Here is a 22,143-nt window from a genome sequence, read left to right on the forward strand (position 1 = left end):
CGGTGACGGCGCTCCTCCCCGCACTCGGCGTGGCCACGCCCTGGCTGCTGTGGCTCCTGCCGCTGGTGCTGCTGCCGCTGCTCCTGTCCGTCACCCGGCGCAGCGCGGTGTCGTCGGTCGCGGCGGCCCCCGAGGACCCGCTCTCCTCCGGCCTGCGGATCGCCCTGACCGCCGCCGGCATGCTGGCAGTCGGCGGCCTCGTCCTGGCGCTGGCCGGGCCGTACCGCGCGGGCGAACGCGTGACCCGCACCGGCATCGGCGCCCAGATCTCGATGCTGATCGACCGCTCGGGCAGCATGAACGAGACCTTCGCCGGCCGGCAGCCCTCGGGAGCGGAGGAATCGAAGGCCGCCGCCTCCCGGCGCATCCTGCGCGACTTCGTCGGCGAGCGCGCCCATGACCAGTTCGCGGTGACCGCCTTCTCGACCGCGCCGATGCTCGTGGTGCCGATGACCGACCGGCACGATGCCGTGCGCGCGGCGGTCGCCGCCATCGACCGCCCCGGCCTCGACTACACCAACGTCGCCCGCGGCCTCGGGATGGCGCTGTCGCAGTTCGGGGCGGGCGCCCCGGGGGTGTCGCGCGCCCTGCTGCTGGTCTCGGACGGCGCGGCGGTGATCGATCCGCGCATCCAGGGGCAGTTGCGCGCCGAGTTCACGAAAGTGCAGCCGAACCTCTACTGGCTGTTCCTGCGCACCAAGGGCTCGCCCTCGATCTATGACAAGCCTGCGGGCGAGGACACGCCGCAGGCCGCGCCCGAGCGCCATCTCGACCTGTTCTTCAAGAGCCTCGGCGTGCCCTATCGCGCCTTCGAGGCCGAGGGCGCCGACGCGGTGGCGAATGCCGTGCGCCAGATCGAGGCGCTGGAGCGCGACCCCATCCCCTATACCGAGGAGCGCCCGCGCCGCGACCTCACCGGCTGGGCCTACGCGCTGGCGGCCTTCGGCCTGCTCCTCCTCGTGCTGGCCAAGCTGGCGGAGACGGATTTTGTCCACGTGTCGGCGCGGGCGCCGTCACGGCGCCCCGCTGATCCGGCTCCCGCCACTGGTGAGGCGGTCGCCGTCTCCAAAAGGGCCGCCGCATGATGCCCTCCGCCCTCTCCCACGCGCATTCCCAATCCCCTTCTCCATCCCTGCGCGCCCGGATCGGTGCGGGCGCGGCGCAGGGCTGGCGCCTCTTTCGCCCCTACGGGCTCGTGCTGCTGCCGATCCTGCTGCTCGCCGCCGCCGCGGCCCTCGCGCTCACGGCCTGGCGGGACGCGCGCACCAATGCGGTCATCGCGGAGCTGGAAGCGGGGCGCGACATCGCCATCCCGCCGGACGCCCCGGACGCTCTCCTCGTCGCGCGCACGAAATTCCTGGCGTTTCGCGACCGCATGAGTGAGGCCGAGCCGCTGCTGGAGACCCTCGACCATCGGCGATCCGCCGACGCGGCGGCGCGCGCCCGCTACATCGTCGCCAATGCCCGCATCCGCGAAGCCTTCCGGCTGATCGAGCGCAGCGAACTCGACAAGGCGGGCCCGCAGGTCACGCTCGCACGCCAGGACTACCGCCGGGCGCTTCAGGCCCGGCCCGACTTCTGGGACGCGAAGTTCAACTTCGATGTCGCCTCGCGCCTGATCCGCGACTTCCCGGAATTCGACCGCAAGTTCGGTGACGAGCTGAAGGCCGAGCCCAAGCAGATCTGGACCGACATCCCCGGCCAGCCGCGGGGCGGGCCATGAGGAGGCCGGGGGCCAGCGTCTGGGCCGAGCTTCCGTTCGCCAGAAACCTGCGCGACCGCCGCTTCCAGGCGCTCGCCGCGGCCTTGCTTCTCGCGGTGCTCGCGATCGTCGTGCCGCCGCTGCCGCTCACCCGCTCGGGTGTGGCGGTGCTGGCGGTGGTCGACATCACTGGCAGCATGAACGTGCGCGACTATACAAGCGATGGGCGCCCGGCGAGCCGGCTCGACACCGCCAAGGCGGCCCTGCGCGCGCTGATCCCCGAACTGCCCTGCGGCTCGCGCCTCGCGCTCGCCCTGTTCACCGAGCGGCGGCCGTTCCTGCTGTTCGGGCCGATCGAGGTCTGCGCCGATTTCGCGCCGCTGGACGGGGCGATCGCGGCGCTCGACTGGCGCATGGCCTGGGAGGGCGACAGCCGTATCAGTTCGGGCCTTCACCGGGCCGTCACGATGGCCGGGGAACTCGACACCGACCTCCTGTTCATCACCGACGGCCAGGAGACGCCACCGCTCCCCGCCAACGGCATCCCGCCCTTCGAGGGCAAGCCGGGGGCGGTGCGCGGCCTGATCGTCGGGGCGGGCGGCCACGCGCTGGCGCCGATCCCGAAGTTCAACGATCGCGGCCGCGAGACCGGCTTCTACGCCGAGACCGACGTGCAGCAGGAGAACCGCTTCGGCCCGCCGCCGGCCGACGCGGAATCGCGCGAGGGCTACAACCCGCGCAACGCCCCCTTCGGCGGCGCGGCGGCGCGCGGCGAGGAGCATCTCTCCTCCGTGCGCGAGCCGCATCTGAAGGCTTTGGCTACGCAGACCGGCCTCGCCTACGCCCATCTCGACGGGCCGGACCTGCGCGCGCCCCTCCTCGCGGCCGCCACGCCGCGTCCCCTTCCGAGCCGGCTCGACCTGCGCCCCTTCCTCGGCGCGGCGGCTCTGGCCGTCGTGCTCGCCGTCTTCCTCGCGGGTGCGCTCCGCGCCCGCTTCACACCCTCCACCCCCAGCAGGATGTCATAATGCGTCTGTCCCTTCTCGTTCTTCCGCTCGCGCTCGCCGCGACCGCCGCACTCGCCCACGGCCCGACCCCGCAGAAGGTCTCCCAGTCGATCACGATCAAGGCGAGCCCGGACGCGGTGTGGAAGGTGGCGGGCGATTTCGCCGGCATCGGAAAGTGGCACCCGGCGATCGAGAAGGCGGAGGGCAGCGGCTCGAAGGATGGCGGCACCCGCACCCTCACCTTCAAGAGCGGTGGCAAGATCGAGGAGAGCCTCGACGAGTACAAGGCAGAGGGCCGCACCTATTCCTACCGGATGGGCGAGCCGGACCTGAAGGCGCTGCCGGTCTCGTCCTACTCGGCGACCTTCACCGTGAGCCCGGAGGGCGACGGCTCCAAGGTCGAGTGGATGGGCCGCTTCTATCGCGGCGACACCGGCAACGAGCCGCCGGAGAACCTCAGCGACGAGGCCGGCAAGGCGGCGATGAACACGTACTTTTCCGAGGGCCTGAAGGGCCTGAAGGCGGCCGTGGAGGGTGGCAAGGCGAAATGATCCGTCCCGCCCTCGCCGCGCTGATCCTCGCGCCCACCCTCACCGGCCTGCCCGCCGGGCAACCGGCTCAGGCTGCGACGGTCTACGTCGCGAGCCAGCAGGGGGCGCAGGTCACGCGTGTCGAGGCGGGCGCGGTCGCGGGCCACGCCACCGTCGCTTCTGCCCCCGCGACGGTGGCGGCGGGCGGCGGGCTGGTGTTCCTCAGCCATCCCGACGGACACGCGATCACGGTCGCCGACGCCGCCACGGGGGCGGTGTTGCGCCGCCTCCCCTACAAGGGCCAGGGCTTCGGCCTCGCCGCCTCAGCCGACGGGCGAACCCTGTTCGTCGACGACTGGTCGGGCAACCGCGTCGATCGGCTCTCGGCCGCGGACGGCACGGTCGAGGCCTCCGCCGAGACCGGCCGGGATCCGGCGCACATCACCCTCGACCGGGCCGGCCGGCTCTACGTTGCCGACCGGGAGAGCCATGCGATCAGCGTGTTCGACGGGGCGCGGATGACGCGGCTCGCGACGATTCCCGTCGGCACCGCCCCCTTCGCCCTGGCGCTCAGCCCGGACGAGCGCCGCCTCTACGTCGGCAACGTGCGCAGCAACGACCTCACCGTGATCGACACGGGGGCGCTCAAGGCGCTGGCCACCGTGCCGGCCGGCGCCATGCCCTACGGCATCGCCGTGAGCCCGGACGGGGCGCGGGTGTTCGTCACCAACCAGCATGCCGGCACGGTCACCGTGCTCGATGCGGGCACGCTCGCAACCGCGGCGACCGTCGGCGTCGGCCGCTACCCGGAGGGCATCGTGATCGAGGGGGGAAAAGCCTACGTGGCGAACTGGTTCTCCGACACCGTGTCCGTCATCGATCTCGCCACGCTGAAGGAACTCACCCAATTGCCGGTCGCTGAGGGCCCGCGCAGCCTCGCGATCGCCGCCCCGGCGAAGGAAACCCTGCGATGAGACCGCTCGCCGCCGGTCATTTTGTCGGTCTTGCGGCCGGGCTCGCCGCCCTGCTTCTTCTCTCCGCCTGCGACCGCGGCGAAACCTCCGGCGAGGCGTCGAACGCGGCGCCCGACCGGGGCGATGATGCAGCCATCGTCGCCTCGACCGCGGAAGACCACCTGCCCGACTGGCTCTCGCCCACCGACGGCACGGATCCTGCCCGTTGGCTCGCGGGGCGCGAGGCGGGACACCCCTTGCCCGGCGACGCGGCTGCGGTCAGGGAACTGCGCGAATCCCTCGACCGGGCGCGCAGCGCCTTCGTGGAAGACAAGCGCATGATCGCCAACCGCACGGTGCAACTCGGACAGATGCTGTCCGAGATCGGCAAGACGGAATCCTATCGCGGCCTGATCGACGGCCTCGGCGCGATCGCGTCGGTGCGGGGGCGCCACAAGAGTCTCTACGGCGAGATGTGCCAGCACTACTACAACACCCGCGCCCAGGGCGCCGACCACGCCACCGCCCTCACCCGCCTCGAAGCCCGCGAGCGGCCGGACATCGCCGCGCCGGAGATGCCGCCCGATCCGCCCCGGGAAACGGAAAAACAGACGGGAGGGCGGCCTTGAGTGATGGACGTGCCTCCGCCCGGCCCCTGCCTCGGACCTTGCCGGTGCGTCCGGAGACGATGCTCGTCATCGACGACCACCCGATCGTGATGCAGGGGGTGCGCCGGCTGGCGGAGGCCGCGGGCGTGGCCCGAGTCTACGAGGCCGCCGACATCGTCTCGGGCTACCGCCTGTTCCATCGGCACCGGCCGGCCCTCGTCGTGGCCGATCTGAGCTTTCGCGACGACGGCCTGTCCGGCCTGTCGCTGATCCGCCGCATCCGGGCGCTCGATCCGGCTGCACGCATCCTCGTCTTCAGCATGCATGCCGACCCGGTGCTGGTCTCCCGCGCCCTGGAGAGCGGCGCCCTCGGCTTCGCGCTCAAGGATGCCGGATCGGACGCCTTCATCGAGGCCCTCGACGCGGTCCACGCCGGGCAGGGCTACCTGCCGCACGCGCTCGCCACCGACGTGGCGATGCTGAACCGCAGCGCCCGGCCCGCCCCGCTCGCCACCTTGAGCGCGCGCGAATTGCAGATCCTGTCGCTGCTGAGCCAGGGCAAATCCTACGACGCCATCGCCAGCGCCATGGCGGTGAGCTACCGCACGATCATCAATGCCAGTTCCAGCATGCGCAAGAAGCTCGGCGTCGAGTCGCGCGCCGGCCTGGTCCAGATCGCGGTCAACCGGCGCAACGCGCTGCTGTGATACGGTTTCCGCTGATCCAAGCGGGGATCGTATCGCTCAGCCCGCGCGGCGCCTGAGCGAAGCCCAAATCCGCCATCCCGAAGGGATCAGCCGGATCTGGTATGAGTCCGCTCGAAGGGACGGCCGGCGGGCAAGCGAACAGTCATCCCGTCCTCACCCTCTCCTGAGGTGCCCGCGACAGCGGGCTTCGAAGGATGAGGGGCGGGTTGGATCGCCGTCATTCGGCGAACGGGGCCCGCGGGCTGGCATCGCCCGCGGGCGTGGCGAAGGGCAACGTCAGGGCCGCCGCCGCGAGCATGGCGGTGATCCAGCGCTTCGGCCGATCGGGCTGGCTCGCGGTGCGCGTCGGACCGTTGAGGCGGGGCCGGTGCAGCTCCCCGCCGAGCGGGGCCGGACGGCGGCCCTCCTCCGGCCCGCGGTCCCGGCCCCGATCGAGGTTCCGCTCGACCGCGCCGAGCAACGCGGCGGCGTCCCCATCCAGGCTGTCCCAGTGCCGGGTCAGGGCGCCGTGCTCCGCCGGCTCGGACGCCGCGGCGTCCGGTCCGGTCTCCGTTATCCGCTCCTCGGGGGCTGTCATGGCGAGCGGTCAGGCGCGGTGGTAGGCGTCCTCGAGGCGGACGATGTCGTCCTCGCCGAGGTAGCTGCCGAGTTGCACCTCGATCAGTTCGACATCGTCGTTGCCGGGATTCTCGAGGCGGTGGATGGCGCCGAGCGGGATGAAGATGTGCTCGCTCTCGCGGTAATCGGCGACCGTGTCGTCCACGGTGACCCGGGCGCAGCCGCGCACCACGACCCAGTGCTCGGCCCGGTGGCGATGTTTCTGAAGGGAGAGCCGGCCGCCGGGTGCAACGGTGATCCGCTTGACCTGGAAGCCGTCGGAAGCCTCCAGCACCCGGTAGCTACCCCAGGGGCGGTGCGAGGAGGCGTGCCACTCGGCCTGGGGCCGGCCCTTGCTGCGCAGGATCTCGACCATCTTGCGCACGTCGCCGGAGCGGCTGCGGTCGGCCACCAAAATCGCGTCCTTCTCGGCCACCACGACGAGGTCGCGCACGCCGACGAGCGAGGTCACCATCCCCTCCGAGGAGACGAAGCAGCCCTCGGTGTCAAACAGCTCGGCCGCGCCGCGGCTGACATTGCCGAGGTCGTCCCGCTCGCTGATCGCCCAGAGCGCGTTCCAGTTGCCCACATCCGACCAGCCGCAGCGCATCCGCGCGACCGCGGCGCGGCTCGTCTTCTCCATCACCGCGAAGTCGAGGGAGGTCTTGTGGGTGCCGGCAAACCCCTCGGCGTCGAGGGCGACCGCCCCGCCCTCGTCGGCGGCGGCCTCGACCGCCCGCGTGGCGGCGGCGGCCGTGTCGGGATCGAACGCGGCGTACTCGGCGCACAGGGTGTCCGCCCGCATCAGGAAGTTGCCGGAGTTCCACAGCCAGCGGTCCGAGAGGTAGGTCGCGGCACGGGCCGCATCCGGCTTCTCGGCGAAGGTGTGGACCGCATGGCAGCGCGCCTCGACGCGCGTGCCGGGCCGGATCCAGCCATATTCGGTGCTGGCGTGATCCGCCTCGATGCCGAAGGTGACGAGCCGCCCCGCCCGCGCCGCCGGCAGGGCGGAGGCCACCGCCCGGCGGAAGGCGCGCGGCTCGGTGACGATGTGGTCGGAGGGCAGCACGAGCACCACCGCGTCCGGATCCTGCCGCGCCACCAGGGTGCAGGCGGCCAGGATCGCCGGGCCGGAATCGCGGCGCTCCGGCTCCAGCAGCAGGGTGACGCCCGCATCGATGGCCGCCGCCTGCTTCTCGACGAGGCAGCGGTGATCGCGGTTCGCCACAACGATCGGCCGGGCGAAGAGCGGGCCCTGGAGCCGCATCAGGGTCTGCTGGAAGGTCGAGTGCGGCCCGAGCAGGGGCACGAACTGCTTCGGCATCGAGCTGCGGGAGGTGGGCCAGAGCCGCGTTCCCGAGCCGCCGCAGAGGATGACGGGCTGGATCCGTGCAGGCATCGACGGGCGTCCTTTTGTGCTGGGACTTGGGAAAAGGGGTCAGGGGGTTTCGACCGCGCTGCGCAGGGCGGGCGCCGCCTGCGAGACGGGACCGGGAGCGGCCGCCCCGCCACGGGCGGGGGCGGGGGCAGGGGCCGGCGCCTCTCCGGTACCGGCCTTGGCGGGCGAGACCTGCACGACGTCGCCCGGCAGCAGCACGGAGGTCAGGCTGGCCCGGAACGTCACCGCCCGGTCGCGCAGGGTCCGCGTCACCTCGACGGCCCAGCCGGTAGCCTCGGTGCCGCCGTCGGAGGCGGCAAGCCGCCGGGCGCGGCTCTCCAAGAGGTCGCGGGCGATGGGCAGGCTCGCCTCCGTCTCCAGCAATTGCTGCCGGGTGGCCTGAAGGTCGGCCACGACCCGGCGGCGATGCCCGTTCTCGGTGTCGCGCTGGCGTAGGGTCATTTCGCCGGTGGCGGTGCCGTTGCGGGCGAGTTCCGCGTCGATCCGGGCGAGTTCCGCCCGCACCCGGGCGTTCTCCCGCTGCCGGTCCACCATGATCGTCTGCAGGCCGTGACCGTTATCGGTCAGCCGCGCATAGTTGCGGACCTGGGCCTCGGTCAGCTTCACCTGCTCCTCGATCAGGGACCGCTGCTGGGTCAGCGACGTCCGCTCGGTCTCCAGCCGCTCGACCTGCTGGCGCATCAGACCGATTTCGCTCCGCTCCGTCTCGCGCTGGAGCGAGAAGATCTCCTGCTCGCCGCGCAGCAGCGCCGTCGCCTCCGGACCGATCAGCTCGTCCGAGACGAAGCTTGCGCGCCCGTCGCGCTGGGCCTCCAGCCGAAGCTGCCGGGCGCGCTGGGCGAGCCGAGCGAGTTCCAGGCTCCGCAGACGCTCGCGCGCGGTCAGCACCTCGCCCTTGAGTTCGGTGATCGAGCGGTCGCCGACCCGCCCACCGCCGGCGAGCGCCACCGCGCCGAGCACGGTGAGGCCGTAGCGGTAAGTGTAGCTGCCGGGCGAGCGCACCTCGCCGAGCACGTAGACCGGCTTCATCTCGGACAGCCGCAGGCTGACGGTGGCCGAGCGCAGGTAACCGTCGTTGAGGCGGGTGCGCACCAGGGTCTCGGCCTGCTCGGACGACAGCCCGGCGACCCGGACGCGCCCGACCATCGGCAGGTTCAGGTCGCCCACCGCATCGACCACGTACTCGCCGGTCAGGTCCGTCTGGCCGAAGACGACCATCGTCACCTTGTCGCCGCTCGACAGCAGCAGCGCGGTCTCGGCGGAGGGCTCCGGCAAGGCCTCCGGAGCCTGCGCCTCGGCGGCCAGGGGGGCGCTCGCGAGAAGGAGCACGAGGCCCGAGCCGAGCATGGCGCCGAGCGCTGCGCGGCGCCCCTCGCCGTCCCAAAACCGCAATGTCCTGAAATCGAGCATGCTTTCGCCTCTCGGGCCGCTTGCAGTCCGCTTGCCGGGCGCCGGCCGGCGACGCGGCCGTTCGGGAGACTTGCCCGCTCGGCCGGTACCCCGGCGGTGCCTGCCCGAAGCCTTCCGTGCTCGAGGGAGCACCGGGGAGAAGCGGGAGGCGGCCGGGCTGTCGTGACGCCCTGTTTGAATGCCAGAGCTCCTCTCCGTTGGCTCTGGCTATTCGGTCACCTGAGGGTTCGCGACCGGGTTAGTCCGACGGGGCCGGTTGCGGCGCCGCGGCGCGGTTGGGAACCGATTGCGCGCGCGCCGCTTGGCCCACGGCAAGAACGGGCCTCACGCCTCCCGATCGCGGTAGACCGCCTTCGCACGCAGGACGTCGCGTCTTCCTCGAAACAGCAATGCCGCACCCGATCAAGGTCTTCTAAGCTGAGATCGACCGACAATTGGAGACGTCGAGCGATGAAGAAGCGTATCCTCGTGACGGGTGGAGCCGGATTTGTCGGTAGCCACCTGTGCGATCGACTGGTGGCGCAGGGGCACGACGTGCTCGCGGTCGATAATTTCTACACGGGCGACCGGGCGAACCTGGCAGGGCACCTGAGCAACCCGCGCTTCGAGGTCATGCGGCACGACGTGACCTTCCCGCTCCATGTCGAGGTGGACGAAATCTACAATCTCGCCTGCCCCGCCTCACCGATCCACTATCAGCGCGACCCGGTACAGACCACGAAGACGAGCGTGATCGGCGCCATCAACATGCTCGGGCTCGCCAAGCGGCTCGGCATCCCGATCCTCCAGGCCTCCACCAGCGAGATCTACGGCGATCCAGACGTGCACCCGCAGCCGGAGGATTATCGCGGCCTCGTCAGCGTCAGCGGCCCGCGCGCCTGCTACGACGAGGGCAAGCGTTGCGCCGAGACCCTGTTCTTCGACTACCAGCGTCGGCACGGCGTGCAGATCCGCGTGGCGCGCATCTTCAATACCTACGGGCCACGGATGAACCGCGACGACGGCCGGGTCGTCTCGAACTTCGTGGTGCAGGCGCTGCGGGGCGAGCCGATCACCCTCTACGGCGATGGCCGCCAGACCCGCGCCTTCTGCTTCGTCGACGACCTCGTCGAGGGGCTGATGCGCCTGATGAACGTCGAGGGCACGCTCGACGGCGCGGTCAATCTCGGCAACCCGACCGAGGTGACCATCGCCGAGATCGCCGGGCGGATCATCGCGCTCACCGGCTCGCGCTCGGAGATCGTCTACCGCCCGCTGCCGCAGGACGACCCGCGCCAGCGCTGCCCCGACATCACCCGGGCGAAGGCAATGCTGCACTGGACCCCGAAGGTCGATCTTGACGAGGGGCTGACGCGGACGATCGGCTATTTCGAGGCGCTGCTCTCGGCCTCCGGCTCGAGCGTGACGCCGTTCGAGCCGGCATTGCCCGAACTCGCGAAGACCGGCTCATGAGCGTGCCCCTCCCCCGCGTTCCGATCCTGGGGGTGCCGGTCAGCGCGATCACCCTGGACGAGGCGGTGATGGCGGTCGAGGACTGGATCCTCGGCCGCCAGCGCCATTACGTCTGCATCACCGGCGCCCACGGCGTCATCGAGTGCCAGACGGATCGCGCCCTGCGCGCGATCCACGAGGGCGCCGGCCTCGTCACGCCGGACGGGATGCCGCTGGTCTTCATGGCGCGCCGGCTCGGCTTCCCGCACACGCAGCGGGTCTACGGACCCGACCTCATGCGCGCGCTCACGGCCCTGTCCGCCCGCAAGGGCTACCGGCAATACTACTTCGGAGGCGGCTCCGGCCTGCCCGAGCGGCTGGCCGCGCGGCTGACGGAGCAGTTCCCCGACCTGCCCGTCGCCGGCACCTTCTCGCCTCCCTTCCGCCCGGCCACGCCGGAGGAGGACGAGGCGATCATCGCGCGCATCAACGCGGCGGCGCCCGACATCCTGTGGGTGGGCCTCAGCACCCCGAAGCAGGAATACTGGATGGCGCGCCACCGCGACCGGCTCGATGTGCCGGTCATGGTCGGCGTCGGCGCGGCCTTCGACTTCCTCGCCGGCACCAAGCGTCAGGCGCCGGCCTGGATGCAGCGGCGCGGGCTCGAATGGGCCTTCCGCCTCGGCACCGAACCGCGCCGGCTGTCGCGCCGCTACGGGCGGATCGTGCCCGAATTCATGCTGCGCGCCGCGTTCCAGCTCCTGAACGCGCCGTCGCGACCGCGCCGATCGTTCTAGAAACCGTCCCCGAGAGGGACGCGCTTCTCAAAAAACGATGCACAGCAGGAGCTTGACGCCTGTCGTGGACGGGGAAACTCGCCAGCGGCAGGGCTACATACGGTTTCCGGCTGATCGCTTCGGGCGCCGTTGGCTCCCGTCTCCCCGCAGGCTGCTAAGCGATCAACCGGTCACCGCACCAGCCCCTGTCCGGAGACGTGGCCCGATCCGACACGATCGGGCCACGTCTCCGGCTGTCTTCATTCAAGGGGCTTTCTCATGCCGATATCGCGAGCAGCGGGGCTCTTGCGGGGCACCCGGCACGCGCTCCGTCAGGCTCTCTTTCGACGTGCCGGGCTCCACTTGGTCGCGCAGCGCCCCAAAGGATTACCGTAGCGCGAAAGTATGATCGCCCATCGAGAAGATATGCTTAGACCGCCCTCGAAATAAGAATGGAAGCGCCAAAGCAGAAAAGGCGTCACACCCATGTCGAAGAGCGCAGTTGTTACCGGGGCCGGCGGTTTCATTGGTGGACATCTGGTGACGTACCTGCGTCGCCACGGCTATCACGTCCGCGGCGTCGATATTAAATACCCCGATTTCGGGCACAGCGACGCTGACGAGTTCATGCTCGCCGATCTGCGGTCCTTGGAGGAATGCCGCGAGGCGGTGAAGGGCGTCGACGAAGTCTACAATCTCGCAGCCGACATGGGCGGGATCGGCTACATCTCCGGCGCACACGCCTCGATCACGTTCAACAACACGATGATCAGCGCGCAGATGCTGAAGGCCGCCTTCGACGCACGGGTCGAGCGGTTCCTGTTCTCCTCCTCGGCCTGCGTCTACCCGCAGCACCTGCAGGACGTGCCGAGCGTGATCCCGCTGAAGGAGGAGGATGCCTTCCCGGCGGCTCCGGAGGAGGGCTACGGCCTGGAGAAGCTCTACACGGAGAAGCTCTGCCAGTACTTCACCGAGGATTACGGCTTCCCGACCCGCTCCGTCCGCTTCCACAACGTCTACGGGCCGCTCGGCACCTATGACGGCGGCAAGGAGAAGGCGCCCGCCGCGCTCTGCCGCAAGATCGCGCGCACGCCCGACGGCGGCACGATCGACATCTGGGGCGACGGCCAGCAGACCCGCTCGTTCATGTATGTCGACGACTGCGTCGAGGGCATCTACCGCATCATGCAGTCGGACCATCACGGGCCGCTCAACCTCGGCACGGATGAACTCGTCAGCATCAGCGGCCTCGTCGATCTCGTGGCCGAAGTCTCCGGCAAGACGATCCACAAGTCGTTCGACCTGAGCAAGCCGCAGGGCGTGCGCGGGCGCAACAGCGACAACACCCGCCTGCGCGAGGTTCTGGGCTGGGAGCCCGGCATCCACCTGCGCGAGGGCCTGCAGCCGACCTACCGCTGGATCGACGAGCAGATCCGGGAGGTCCAGGCCCAGGCGGCACAGGCGGACACCGCCCCCCGGCAGGCCGCCGAGTAAGCGCGGGCCGATCCCGCGCCTTCCGCCCGCCCCTCCCGCCCGTCACGCAGCACGAGCGAGCCCATGCCGGACGTCGATGTCGCAAATACCGGCCTCGTGCCGTCCGGCGGAGCCGGCTGGCAAGGGCGCCTGCAAGTCCGCCTGAAAGAGCGTCTCAAGGAGCGTCTCGGACCCGCCCGGTCCGGACGCGCCGAGACGATCGCCGAAGCGCGGCGCCGGATCGTCACCGGCGCCCTGCTCGGCGGCGATGTCGTCGCCGTGCTGGCCGCCTGCGGGGGAAGCCTGCTCGTGATGGCGGCGACCGGAACGGCCTCCGGCCTCGCGCCGGCCCTGCTGATCGGCTGGTGCGCCCTGCAGATCGGCACCCTGGCCCTGTGCGGCCTCTACGAGCCGATCGAGGCGGAGCCGATCGAGCGGCTGCGCCGCCGCGGGCTGGCCGCCGCCCTCGCCTTCGCCGCCGCCGTCCTGGTCGGCGGCGGGCCCTGGTCCTGGCCGTGGTCCTGGGCCGCCACCGGGATCGCCGCCCTCCTCGCCATCCCGCTCGGGCACTACGCGGAGGGGTTCGTGCGTGCGCGTCTCGTCCGGCGGGGCATGTGGGGGGCGGCGACCATCGTCTACGGCGAGGGCGCCGCCGAACTCGCCCGCAGCCTCGCCGCGCGGCCGGAACTCGGGCTCAGACCGATCGGTATCGTCCGGAACGCCGATCAAACCGTCGAGCCCTTCCGCACCAACCTGCCGCCGGGGCCGGCGGAGGACGCCGAGCGGGCGGCCGAGCGCATGGCGAGCCTGCTGGACGCGGCCGAGGTCGCCATCTGCACGCCCGGCGAGCGCGAGCCCGCCCGCTTCGCCTGGCTCATCCGCCACCCGTTCCGGCAGGTGCTCGTGGCCCACCACGCGCCGGAGGTGGAGACCGTGCGCCTCCAGACCCGCTGCCTCGGTCCCGTGGTCGGGCTCGTCGTGCGCCGGGCGATCTTCCTGCCGCACAACCTGCGCCTCAAGCGCGCGCTCGATCTTGCCGTGACGGTGCCGGCCCTTCTCGTGTTCGGGCCGCTGATCGGCGTGCTGGCGCTTGGCGTGAAGATCGCCGATCCGGGCCCGGCCTTCTACGTCCAGCCCCGCGTCGGGCGGGATGGCCGCACCATCCGCGTGTACAAGCTGCGCAGCATGTTCCGCGACGCGGAGGCGCGGCTCGCCGATCATCTGGCCGCCGACGAGGCCGCCCGGCGCGAATGGGACCGGTTCTGCAAGCTGCGCGACGACCCCCGCGTCCTGCCCGGCATCGGCGGCTTCATCCGCCGCACCAGCCTCGACGAGTTGCCCCAACTCCTCAACGTGCTGCGCGGCGACATGAGCGTGGTCGGGCCCCGCCCCTTCCCCGCCTACCACACCGAGCGGTTCGGCCCGGCCTTCCAGGCGCTGCGGGTGAGCGTGCCGCCGGGCCTGACCGGCCTGTGGCAGATCTCGGCCCGCAGCGACGGCGACCTCACGGTCCAGGAGCAGCAGGACAGCTTCTACATCCGCAACTGGTCGATCTGGACCGACCTGTACATCCTCCTCGAGACGGTGCCGGCGGTGCTCACCGCCAAAGGCGCCCGCTGACGAGGGGCCTGCCGGCCCCTCCTCCCCTCGCGACGCGCTCCCCTTCTTCGATCCCGACGCAGGCGTGACCCATGGATCCGTTCCACGAAGCCGACCCGCCCGGCGGCGGGCGATCGCTGACCTCCCACTACGAGGCGGTCACCGGGCACGCCCTCGCGGTGCTCTGGCGGCGCCGGCTGATGATCGCCTCGATCGCCGGATTGTCGGCGCTGGCGGCCGGAGCCGCCTCGCTCGCCCTGCCGCCGAGCTACACCGCCGAGGTGCTGCTCCAGTTCGATTTCGGCCAGACCCAGGACGTGCGCGGGACCGGCAAGTCCGGCCCGCAGATCGCTCTGGAGCCAGCCTCGGTCGTCGAGAGTGAGGCGCGGATCATCCGCTCCTTCGCCATCGCGCAATCCGTGGCGGGCCGGCTCGAGGAAGCCGGGCAAGCCAAGCGGGCGGCACAGGCGGGGCAGGCCGCCAAGGAGGCATCCGCGGGATGGGTCGGTTCCCTGCGGCAAGCCCTCGAGAATCGGGTTCAGGCCGCGCTGCCCGCCCTCCCCGGCACCCATCCGGAAGACACCGCGCAGCAGGAGACCGAGCGGGACGCCCAGGCCCAGCGGCTCCTGCGCGGGCTCACCGTCGGCAACGACGCCAAGGCCTACCTGATCACGATCGGCTACCGCGACCGCGATCCGAAGCGGGCGGCGGAGACCGCCAACACCTTCGCCACCGAATACCTCGCCCGCAAGATGCAGGCGGCCTCGCTCGCCACCGAGCGGGCGAGCCGCTGGTACGCCGAGCAGATCGGGGTCTCCCGCGGCGAACTCGCCCGCCTGGACAGCGAGATCGACGCCTTCCGCAAGCGCACGGGCTTCGTCGAGTCGGTGCGCGAGGGCGTGGACCTGCGCGAGCAGCAATTGCGCGACGCCCTCACCGAACTCTCCAGCGCCTCGGCCAAGCGGCTGGCGGAGGAGGCGCGGCTGCAGCGCGCCGGGGACGTGATGCGCTTCGGCGGCGTGCCGAACGCCAGCGACACGACGATCTCGCCGGTGATCCAGCAGATGCTGGCCGACGACAGCAAGCTGCGCCAGGAGCTTGAGCAGCTCACCGCCGTCTCCGGCGACAACCATCCCAGCGTGCTGCGCCTCAAAGCCTCGATCGCTGCGCTCCAGCAGCGGCTGCAGCTCCGCATGGCCGAGGTGCTGAAGCTGGTGGAGGTCGATCTCGGCGCCGCCCGCGGGCTCGAAGCCTCGGCCGAGGCGCGGGTCACGACGGTCCGCCGCTCGCTCATCGAGAGCAAGGCGCTCGAATCGAAGCTGCGCGCGCTCCAGGCCGACGCGACGGCCGCCCGCGACCGCCTGCGCGTCCTCGATGAAGGCTACCAGACCGCCAACGCGCTGAGCGAACTCAAGCCGGTGATGGCGCAGATGCTGGCGCCGGCCAAGGTGCCGACCCTGCCCACCGGGCCCGGCCTCGGCCTCGTGCTCGGCCTCGGCCTGTTCGCCGGGGCCGGTGCCGGCTCTGTGCTGGCGCTCGGACTCGACCGCCGCGACCGGGGCTACCGCAGCCAGGGCGAGATGGAGGCCGAGACCGGCCTGCCCTGCCTCGCGCTGCTGCCGAACCGGCCGGCGGGTGCGCAATCGGGCGAGCGCCTGGAGCAGGATCTCGTCTTCCGCGAGGCCGTGCGGGCAGCCGTGGCCGAACTCGTCGCGGTGCGCGAGCCGCTCAAGGTCGTCCTCGTCACCTCCGCGATGCCCGGCGAGGGGAAATCCGTCGTCGCCCGCTCGGTGGCACGCTCGCTCGCCGCGATGGGGCGCCGGGTGCTGATCCTCGACGGCTCGCCTCGCCGCGCGGCGATCGAGGACGCCCGCCACGGCAATCTCGGCCACGAGACGCCCGCCGACGACGAGGAGGCGGAGGGCCGCATCTCGACCATCCGCCGCGTTTCCGGCCTCAAGGACGGGCACGACATCTACGCCGAGCCGACCTTCGGCATGCTCGTGCGGGAGGCGCGCGAGCGCTACGACATCATCCTCGTCGAGGTGCCCCCGGTGCTGCTGCTGGGCGACGTGGCGCTCCTGCGGCAGCACGCCGACGCCGTGGTCCATGTCGTGGCGTGGCACGGCACGCAGAAGGCCGCGGTCACGGCGAGCCTCGCCTACATGCACCGGCTCGGCCTGACGGTCGCCGGGCTCGTCCTGAACAAGGTCGATCTGAAGCGCCACCACGGCCGCGCCGCCGATCGCGGCACGCTCTACCGCGACTTCTCGCACTACTACCGGAACAGCGCGTGATGGGCGCGCAATCCGCAGCGGGCCCGGGGGCGGCGATCCTCGTGAGCGCGGGAACCTTCGCCTGCGCGGCCTGCGGCTCCCCCGCCGTCACCTGGCCGGCGGACCCGACCGCCGAGGCGGCCATCGCCTGCGGCGGCTGCGCCCGGCCGCTGGGCACGCTCGCCGCGTTCCGGGCCGGGATCGAGCGGGTCCTGGCCGCCCATCGCTGCCACGGGCACGGCCAGGGCGTCGATGCTTTCCCACCCACGGCCTCATCCTGAGGTGCTGCGAAGCAACCTCGCAGGATCTTCCGGAGCCCGCGCGATCCCTGGAAGATCCTTCGAGGGCCGCTGACGCGGCCCCCTCAGGATGAGGCGGAGGGGTGGATTTTTCCGCCTCACCGGGCGGACATCGCGGTCAGACGAACAGGATGTGGCCCGCGCTCAGCTCGGCCTTCTGGGTGTCGGCGAGCCAGAGCGTATCCGATCCTGAGCGGATCGCGACATCGGTGCCGACATTCTGCGCCGCGGCCAGGACGGCATCGAACGAGCCGAACATCGACCGGCTGATCTCGATCGCGTCGGGGGCGGAGCCGCCGGTCTCGAAATCCTCGACCCAATCGGTGCCGTTGCCGGCCTTGAACGCGAACCGGTCGGCTCCGGCCCCGCCCCAGAGATGATCGGTGCCGCTGCCGCCGTCGAGCCGGTCGTTGCCGGCCCCGCCGTAGAGGCGGTCGTCGCCGGCGAGCCCATTGAGCGTGTCGTTTCCGCCCATCCCGTCGAGGTCGTCGGCGGCGTTCGATCCGGTCATCGTCTCGGCCCCGGCGGTGCCGTCGCGGTTGAGGCTGGTGCCGGAGGGTGAAGCGGCGACCGAGGGCGATGCCGGGCTGTTGCCCGTGACGGCCCCGGCGACGGCGCCGACCGTGCCCGCGACCCAATCGAACACGTTGTGGATCGGCGTCATCGGCGTCGCCGAGGGCGCCGACGACACGTCCGCGCCGGCTGAAGACGGGCCCCAGGCGATGTTGTTGGCCACCGCCGGGTCGGTATAGGTCGAGTCGAGGATCGACACGTCGTCGCCGGTCGCGTTCCAGATGACGGCGTTGGACAGGGGATCACCCCGGCCCTGGTCGTCGGCGATGTTGTCGAAGGAGCGGGTATCGATGAAGGTCACGTCGTCCGAATAGGATGAGAAACCGCCATTGCCCATGTGGATCACGTCGACGTTCTGGACGTGGCCGCCTTGGGACTCGCCCTCGAACATCACCCCGACGCCGCTCGGCGAGTTGTTGCCGTCGATGACGCCGTTGCTGATCGAGACGTTGGGGCTGTCGATGATCGAGACGTTGTCCTCGACATGCGAGCCGTTCGGATCGTTGCTGACGGCAAAGTTCGAGAGGCTGCCATCCGGTGATTGGTAGAACTGGACGAACTGACCCGACGGATAGAGCCCGTGGAAGTCGTGCCCCTCGATGTGGGAGAGCGTCGCACCGGGCGATTGGCCGAGATAGATGCCGGTCCCGCTGTCCTGCAGGGTTACGTGCGAGGCGGTGAAGTCGGGCGCATTGACGACCCGAATGCCCGTGGCCTCGCCGGCCAGGCCCTGGTTGCCGTCGGGCGGGTCGGAATTGACGATCAGGCTGTTCTCGACGGTGACGCCGCTGGAATCCTCGACGACGATGCCGTTGCCGTCAGCGTGATGAATGGTGACGTTGCGGATGACGACGTTGTCGTGCTCGACGCGGATGGCGTCGCCGTCGGAGACCCAGAGATCCAGATTTTCGATGACCTGTCCGTCATGCGTCGTACGGATGGGGGTGCTGCTGGTGGTCAAACCCGTGGGCATATTGGCTCCATTTGTTAATATTACAACAAAATCAACAAATATATGAATAGAATCAGTGGATCGACCTAGCAAATCTGCAACGCAATCAATCTGCGCTAGGCCATGAGGCCTACTCGGCCCGGGAAGTCATTAACAGCAAAGCTTTTAGCCACGGCATCGCGGCTCGATATTTCTCGCAGCGCACAACCGGTGTGACCATATGGCCACGCTTGTTCGGGCGGCGGGGGATTCGCTGGCGCGGCGGTGCCGGTCGCGGCCGCGGAGGATCCCGCGGCCGCGACCGGCCAATGCGCTTCGGGCTGGAGCATCGTCCTGGATATCGGATCCAGGGCGATGCTCCAGCTTCTTGTTTCTACATCATCTTTTTCCGAAAGCCTGCGGCCACCTTTCGGGACGATGCTCTGGCCCTGCGAAACTTCCGGTGACCGATCCGCCTCCCTTCGGAGGCGACGGCGCACCGGACGCTTCGCGAGAATTTCTCAGACGAACAGGAAGTCGCCGGCCGAGAGCTGCGCCTTGTGGATGTCGGCGAGCCACAGCGTGTCGGCGCCCGAGGTGATAGCGACATCCGAGCCGACATCGTGGGCCGCGGAGAGCAGGGCGTTGAACGAACTGAACATCGCCTTGCTCACTTCGACGACGTCCTGTGCGGTGCCGCGCAGTTGGAAGTCCTCGACCCAGTCGGTGCCGTTGCCGGCCTTGAACACGAAGTGGTCCGCGCCGGCGCCGCCCCAGAGGTGGTCGGTGCCGCTGCCGCCGTCGAGCCGGTCGTTGCCGGCCCCGCCGTAGAGGCGGTCGTCGCCGGCCATCCCCTTGAGCGTGTCGTTGCCGCCCCGCCCGTCGAGGTCGTCGGCGAAGCGCGAGCCGGTTATCGTGTCGGCGGCCGCCGTGCCGTCCCGGTCGAGTCCCGTGCCGGCCGGTGCCGGGCTGGCGGCCGGAGCAGTCGGGGTCGGGGCAGGCGCCGGAGGCGCAGCCGGCGCACTGCCCGGCACCGTCCCGTCGAACACGTTGTGGATCGGCGTCATCGGCGTGGCCGAGGGCGCGGCCGACACGTCCGCGCCGGCCGAGGAGGTGCCCCAGACGATGTTGTTGGGAACCCCAGGATCCGTGTAGGTCGAGTCTTCGATCGTGACGTTGTGCCCGCTCGTATTCCAGATCAGCCCGTTCGACAGCGACACGCCGCGGCCCTGATCACCGGCATCGTTGTCGAAGGAGCGGGTGTCGACGAAGGACACGTCGTCCGAGTAGGACGAGAAGCCGCCATTGCTCATGTGGATCACGTCGACGTTCTGGACGTGGCCACCCTGCGAATTCCCCTCGAACATCACGCCGGCACCGCTCGGCGAGTTGTTGCCGTCGATCACGCCGTTGGCGATCGAGACGTTCCGGCTGTCGATGATCGAGACGTTGTCCTCGACATGCGAGTGGCCCGGATCGTTGGTGACGGCGAAGTCCGAGAGACTGCCGTTCGGCGACTGGTAGAACTGAACGAGCTGACCGCCGGGGAACGGCCCGTGGAAGTTGTGGCCCTCGATGTAGGAGAGCTTCGCGTTCGGGGATTGGCCAAGATAGATGCCGGTTCCGCTGTCCCGCAGGGTCACGTGCGAGGCGGTGAAGCCGGACGCGTTGACGACCCGGATGCCGGTGGTCTCCGCATCGGTCTCGCCGCCGTTGCCCGTGGGCGGGTCGGAATTGACGATGAGGCTGTTCTGGACGGTGACGCCGCTGACGTCCTCGACGACGATGCCGTTGCCGTCGGCGTGGTGGATGGTGACGTTGCGGATGACGACGTTGTCGTGATCGACCCGGATGGCGTCGCCGTCGGAGACCCAGAGATCCAGATTTTCGATAACCTGTCCGTTGTACGTCGTGCGGATGGGGGTGGTGCTATAGGTTTGGCCCGTAGGCATGACGGCTCCTTGAGATGCGGTGATCGCAACGGAGCGGGGCCTAACGAATGTTAAGGGGTAGATCGATTACGTAAATCTGCAACGTACCCCGTGAGGACTAATCCCCCCGAGGTATCGACACGCGAAAATGGTTCAGCCCAATGCTGTTTTCTTAGCGAGCTTTGTCGGAAATTTTCTGACAGACGAACGATTTGTTGCCGAACGGCCACGTTTGCTCGCCCGGCCTGGGTTTCGCCGGGCCGGCTGCCTGCCATTCCTCCTTCCTGGGGCGTGCCTTAACTACGGTCTTCGGTTGGCTGGTGCGGCCCTCTCTCCGCGCACGAGGAGAGGGCCGCACCCATAACCGAGGTGATCCGCTGGAAACGTGATCACATGCCCCTTCGGCAGGTGTGTTCAAATGGTCTGGTTGTAGGCGCCCACCTCGGGATGCTGGCGCAGCACCCCGTCCACCGCGGCGAACATTTCGCGCAGCCGCGCCTCCGAGACCGGGCTCTCCACCACCACCACGAGTTCCGGCTTGTTCGAGGAGGCCCGCACCAACCCCCAGGTGCCGTCGGCGGTGGTCACGCGCACGCCGTTGACCGTGACGAGACTGGTGATCGGATGGCCGCCCACCGGCTCGCCCGAGGCCTGGAGCGCCCGGAACCGCTCGGTCACCGCATCGACCACGCCGTACTTCACCTCGTCTGCGCAATGCGGCGACATGGTCGGCGAGCCCCAGGTCTTCGGCAGCGCCCGGTAGAGGTCCGCCATGGTCTGCCCCGGATTGCGGTCGAGCATCTCGATCACCGCGATCGCGGTCAGCAGGCCATCGTCGTAGCCGCGGCCGACCGGCGCGTTGAAGAAGAAGTGACCCGACTTCTCGAAGCCGGCCAGCGCCGAGAGTTCGTTGACGCGGCGCTTGATGTAGGAGTGGCCGGTTTTCCAGTAGTCGGTGCGCACGCCGCGGGCCTGCAGCTCGGGGTCGGCGGCGTAGAGGCCGGTCGATTTCACATCGACCACGAAGGTCGCGTTCGGGTGGAGCTTGGACAGGTCGCGGGCCAGCATGACGCCGATCTTGTCGGCGAAGATCTCCTCGCCCTCGTCATCGACCACGCCGCAGCGGTCGCCGTCGCCGTCGAAGCCGAGGCCGACATCCGCACCGGTCTCGCGCACCTTGTCGGCGATGGCGTGCAGCATCGCCATGTCCTCGGGATTGGGATTGTAGCGCGGGAAGGAATGGTCCGGCTCCACGTCGAGCGGGATCACCTCGACCCCGAGCCGCTCCAGGAGTGCGGGGGCGAAGGCGCCGGCCGTGCCGTTGCCGCAGGCGGCCACAACCTTCAGCTTGCGGGTGACGGGTTTGGCGCGCGCCACGAGGTCGTCGAGATAGACCTGAGCGAAGTCGGAGACGAATTCGTAGGCGCCGCCGTCGCGGTACCGGAACGCGCCCGTGGTGACGATCTCCTTGAGGCGGCCCATCTCGTCGGGACCGAAGGTCATGGGCCGCTCGGCGCCCATCTTCACGCCGGTCCAGCCGTTGTCGTTGTGCGAGGCGGTGACCATGGCCACGCAGGGACAATCGAGGGCGAACTGGCCGAAATAGGCCATCGGCGAGAGCGCGAGCCCGATATCCTTCACCCGCAGGCCCGCCGCCTGCATCCCGGCGATCAGCGCGAGCTTGATCGAGGACGAGTAGCTGCGAAAGTCATGGCCGGTGACGATGTCGGGGCGCACGCCGCGCTCATGGATCAGCGTACCGAGGCCGAGGCCCAGCGCCTGGACACCCATCAGGTTGATCTCCCCCGGGAACAGCCAGCGGGCGTCGTACTCGCGAAAGCCGGTGGGCTTGACCATCGGCAACTGCTCGAACGCGAAGGTATTGGGCTCGAGCTTCGGAACGGGCGTGGGAAAGGCCTTGGAGGTATCGACGGACATGAC

Annotated in this window: 19 protein-coding genes; 13 read left to right on the top strand and 6 right to left on the bottom strand. The window is 70.1% G+C overall.

Going from position 1 to position 22,143, the window contains the following annotated elements:
* Window positions 1-2: 2 nt before the first annotated feature.
* Genes MKK50_RS23870 through MKK50_RS23900 form a run of 7 tightly spaced genes read left to right on the top strand, consistent with a single transcriptional unit; the run spans window position 3 to window position 5,507 of the window.
* Window positions 3-1,085 (top strand): vWA domain-containing protein, encoded by a 1,083-nt coding sequence (locus MKK50_RS23870; protein ID WP_499025660.1) that lies wholly within the window; start codon window positions 3-5, stop codon window positions 1,083-1,085.
* Complete coding sequence (locus MKK50_RS23875) at window positions 1,085-1,723, top strand: MxaK protein (RefSeq protein ID WP_499025774.1); 639 nt, start codon at window positions 1,085-1,087, stop codon at window positions 1,721-1,723. The genes MKK50_RS23870 and MKK50_RS23875 overlap by 1 nt, the downstream gene beginning before the upstream one ends.
* Window positions 1,720-2,730 carry a vWA domain-containing protein gene (locus MKK50_RS23880; RefSeq protein WP_499025662.1) on the top strand — a complete coding sequence of 337 codons (1,011 nt, stop codon included), beginning with the start codon at window positions 1,720-1,722 and terminating at the stop codon, window positions 2,728-2,730. The genes MKK50_RS23875 and MKK50_RS23880 overlap by 4 nt, the downstream gene beginning before the upstream one ends.
* Entirely contained in the window at window positions 2,730-3,260 is a 531-nt protein-coding gene (locus tag MKK50_RS23885; RefSeq protein ID WP_499025663.1) for an SRPBCC family protein, read from the top strand. The genes MKK50_RS23880 and MKK50_RS23885 overlap by 1 nt, the downstream gene beginning before the upstream one ends.
* Window positions 3,257-4,213, top strand: coding sequence for a YncE family protein (locus tag MKK50_RS23890; RefSeq protein WP_499025665.1), 957 nt, complete (start codon window positions 3,257-3,259; stop codon window positions 4,211-4,213). The genes MKK50_RS23885 and MKK50_RS23890 overlap by 4 nt, the downstream gene beginning before the upstream one ends.
* On the top strand, window positions 4,210-4,821 hold the full coding sequence (locus MKK50_RS23895) for an MxaH protein (RefSeq protein WP_253369752.1): 612 nt from the start codon (window positions 4,210-4,212) through the stop codon (window positions 4,819-4,821). Before MKK50_RS23890 ends, MKK50_RS23895 begins: the two co-directional genes overlap by 4 nt.
* A complete protein-coding gene (locus MKK50_RS23900; protein ID WP_253369753.1) occupies window positions 4,818-5,507 on the top strand; it encodes a response regulator transcription factor in 690 nt (229 codons plus the stop codon). The genes MKK50_RS23895 and MKK50_RS23900 overlap by 4 nt, the downstream gene beginning before the upstream one ends.
* A 217-nt stretch (window positions 5,508-5,724) precedes the next feature.
* Here the strand turns inward: MKK50_RS23900 and MKK50_RS23905 are convergent, their stop codons facing one another.
* From MKK50_RS23905 to MKK50_RS23915, 3 genes are read right to left on the bottom strand one after another with little or no spacing between them, the layout of a single operon-like run.
* Window positions 5,725-6,084, bottom strand: coding sequence for a hypothetical protein (locus MKK50_RS23905; protein WP_253369756.1), 360 nt, complete (start codon window positions 6,082-6,084; stop codon window positions 5,725-5,727).
* A gap of 9 nt (window positions 6,085-6,093) precedes the next feature.
* Window positions 6,094-7,503 (bottom strand): mannose-1-phosphate guanylyltransferase/mannose-6-phosphate isomerase, encoded by a 1,410-nt coding sequence (locus tag MKK50_RS23910; protein ID WP_499025666.1) that lies wholly within the window; start codon window positions 7,501-7,503, stop codon window positions 6,094-6,096.
* 39 nt (window positions 7,504-7,542) lie between these two features.
* Entirely contained in the window at window positions 7,543-8,913 is a 1,371-nt protein-coding gene (locus MKK50_RS23915; RefSeq protein ID WP_499025667.1) for a polysaccharide biosynthesis/export family protein, read from the bottom strand.
* A 450-nt stretch (window positions 8,914-9,363) separates the two neighbouring features.
* On the opposite strand from MKK50_RS23915, the gene MKK50_RS23920 reads away from it, so the two are divergent.
* From MKK50_RS23920 to MKK50_RS23945, 6 genes are all read left to right on the top strand, one after another.
* Window positions 9,364-10,365 carry a UDP-glucuronic acid decarboxylase family protein gene (locus MKK50_RS23920; RefSeq protein WP_499025669.1) on the top strand — a complete coding sequence of 334 codons (1,002 nt, stop codon included), beginning with the start codon at window positions 9,364-9,366 and terminating at the stop codon, window positions 10,363-10,365.
* On the top strand, window positions 10,362-11,141 hold the full coding sequence (locus MKK50_RS23925) for a WecB/TagA/CpsF family glycosyltransferase (RefSeq protein ID WP_499025670.1): 780 nt from the start codon (window positions 10,362-10,364) through the stop codon (window positions 11,139-11,141). The genes MKK50_RS23920 and MKK50_RS23925 overlap by 4 nt, the downstream gene beginning before the upstream one ends.
* Window positions 11,142-11,606: 465 nt before the next feature.
* Window positions 11,607-12,614 carry an NAD-dependent epimerase/dehydratase family protein gene (locus MKK50_RS23930; protein WP_253369765.1) on the top strand — a complete coding sequence of 336 codons (1,008 nt, stop codon included), beginning with the start codon at window positions 11,607-11,609 and terminating at the stop codon, window positions 12,612-12,614.
* Window positions 12,615-12,677: 63 nt separating this feature from the next.
* On the top strand, window positions 12,678-14,213 hold the full coding sequence (locus tag MKK50_RS23935) for an exopolysaccharide biosynthesis polyprenyl glycosylphosphotransferase (RefSeq protein ID WP_499025672.1): 1,536 nt from the start codon (window positions 12,678-12,680) through the stop codon (window positions 14,211-14,213).
* A gap of 71 nt (window positions 14,214-14,284) precedes the next feature.
* Window positions 14,285-16,489, top strand: coding sequence for a GumC family protein (locus tag MKK50_RS23940; RefSeq protein WP_499025674.1), 2,205 nt, complete (start codon window positions 14,285-14,287; stop codon window positions 16,487-16,489).
* A complete protein-coding gene (locus tag MKK50_RS23945; RefSeq protein ID WP_499025675.1) occupies window positions 16,489-16,749 on the top strand; it encodes a hypothetical protein in 261 nt (86 codons plus the stop codon). The genes MKK50_RS23940 and MKK50_RS23945 overlap by 1 nt, the downstream gene beginning before the upstream one ends.
* Before the next feature lie 136 nt (window positions 16,750-16,885).
* Here the strand turns inward: MKK50_RS23945 and MKK50_RS23950 are convergent, their stop codons facing one another.
* The 3 genes from MKK50_RS23950 to MKK50_RS23960 form a co-directional block, all read right to left on the bottom strand.
* Window positions 16,886-18,313, bottom strand: a complete 1,428-nt coding sequence (locus MKK50_RS23950; protein WP_499025676.1) for a right-handed parallel beta-helix repeat-containing protein — start codon at window positions 18,311-18,313, stop codon at window positions 16,886-16,888.
* Window positions 18,314-18,792: 479 nt separating this feature from the next.
* A complete protein-coding gene (locus MKK50_RS23955; RefSeq protein WP_253369774.1) occupies window positions 18,793-20,223 on the bottom strand; it encodes a calcium-binding protein in 1,431 nt (476 codons plus the stop codon).
* 393 nt (window positions 20,224-20,616) lie between these two features.
* Window positions 20,617-22,140 carry a phosphomannomutase/phosphoglucomutase gene (locus tag MKK50_RS23960; protein WP_499025678.1) on the bottom strand — a complete coding sequence of 508 codons (1,524 nt, stop codon included), beginning with the start codon at window positions 22,138-22,140 and terminating at the stop codon, window positions 20,617-20,619.
* Between the last annotated feature and the right edge of the window lie 3 nt (window positions 22,141-22,143).

The organism is Methylobacterium sp. J-043, assembly GCF_022829505.1.
In the GTDB taxonomy this organism is placed as follows: domain Bacteria; phylum Pseudomonadota; class Alphaproteobacteria; order Rhizobiales; family Beijerinckiaceae; genus Methylobacterium; species Methylobacterium extorquens_A.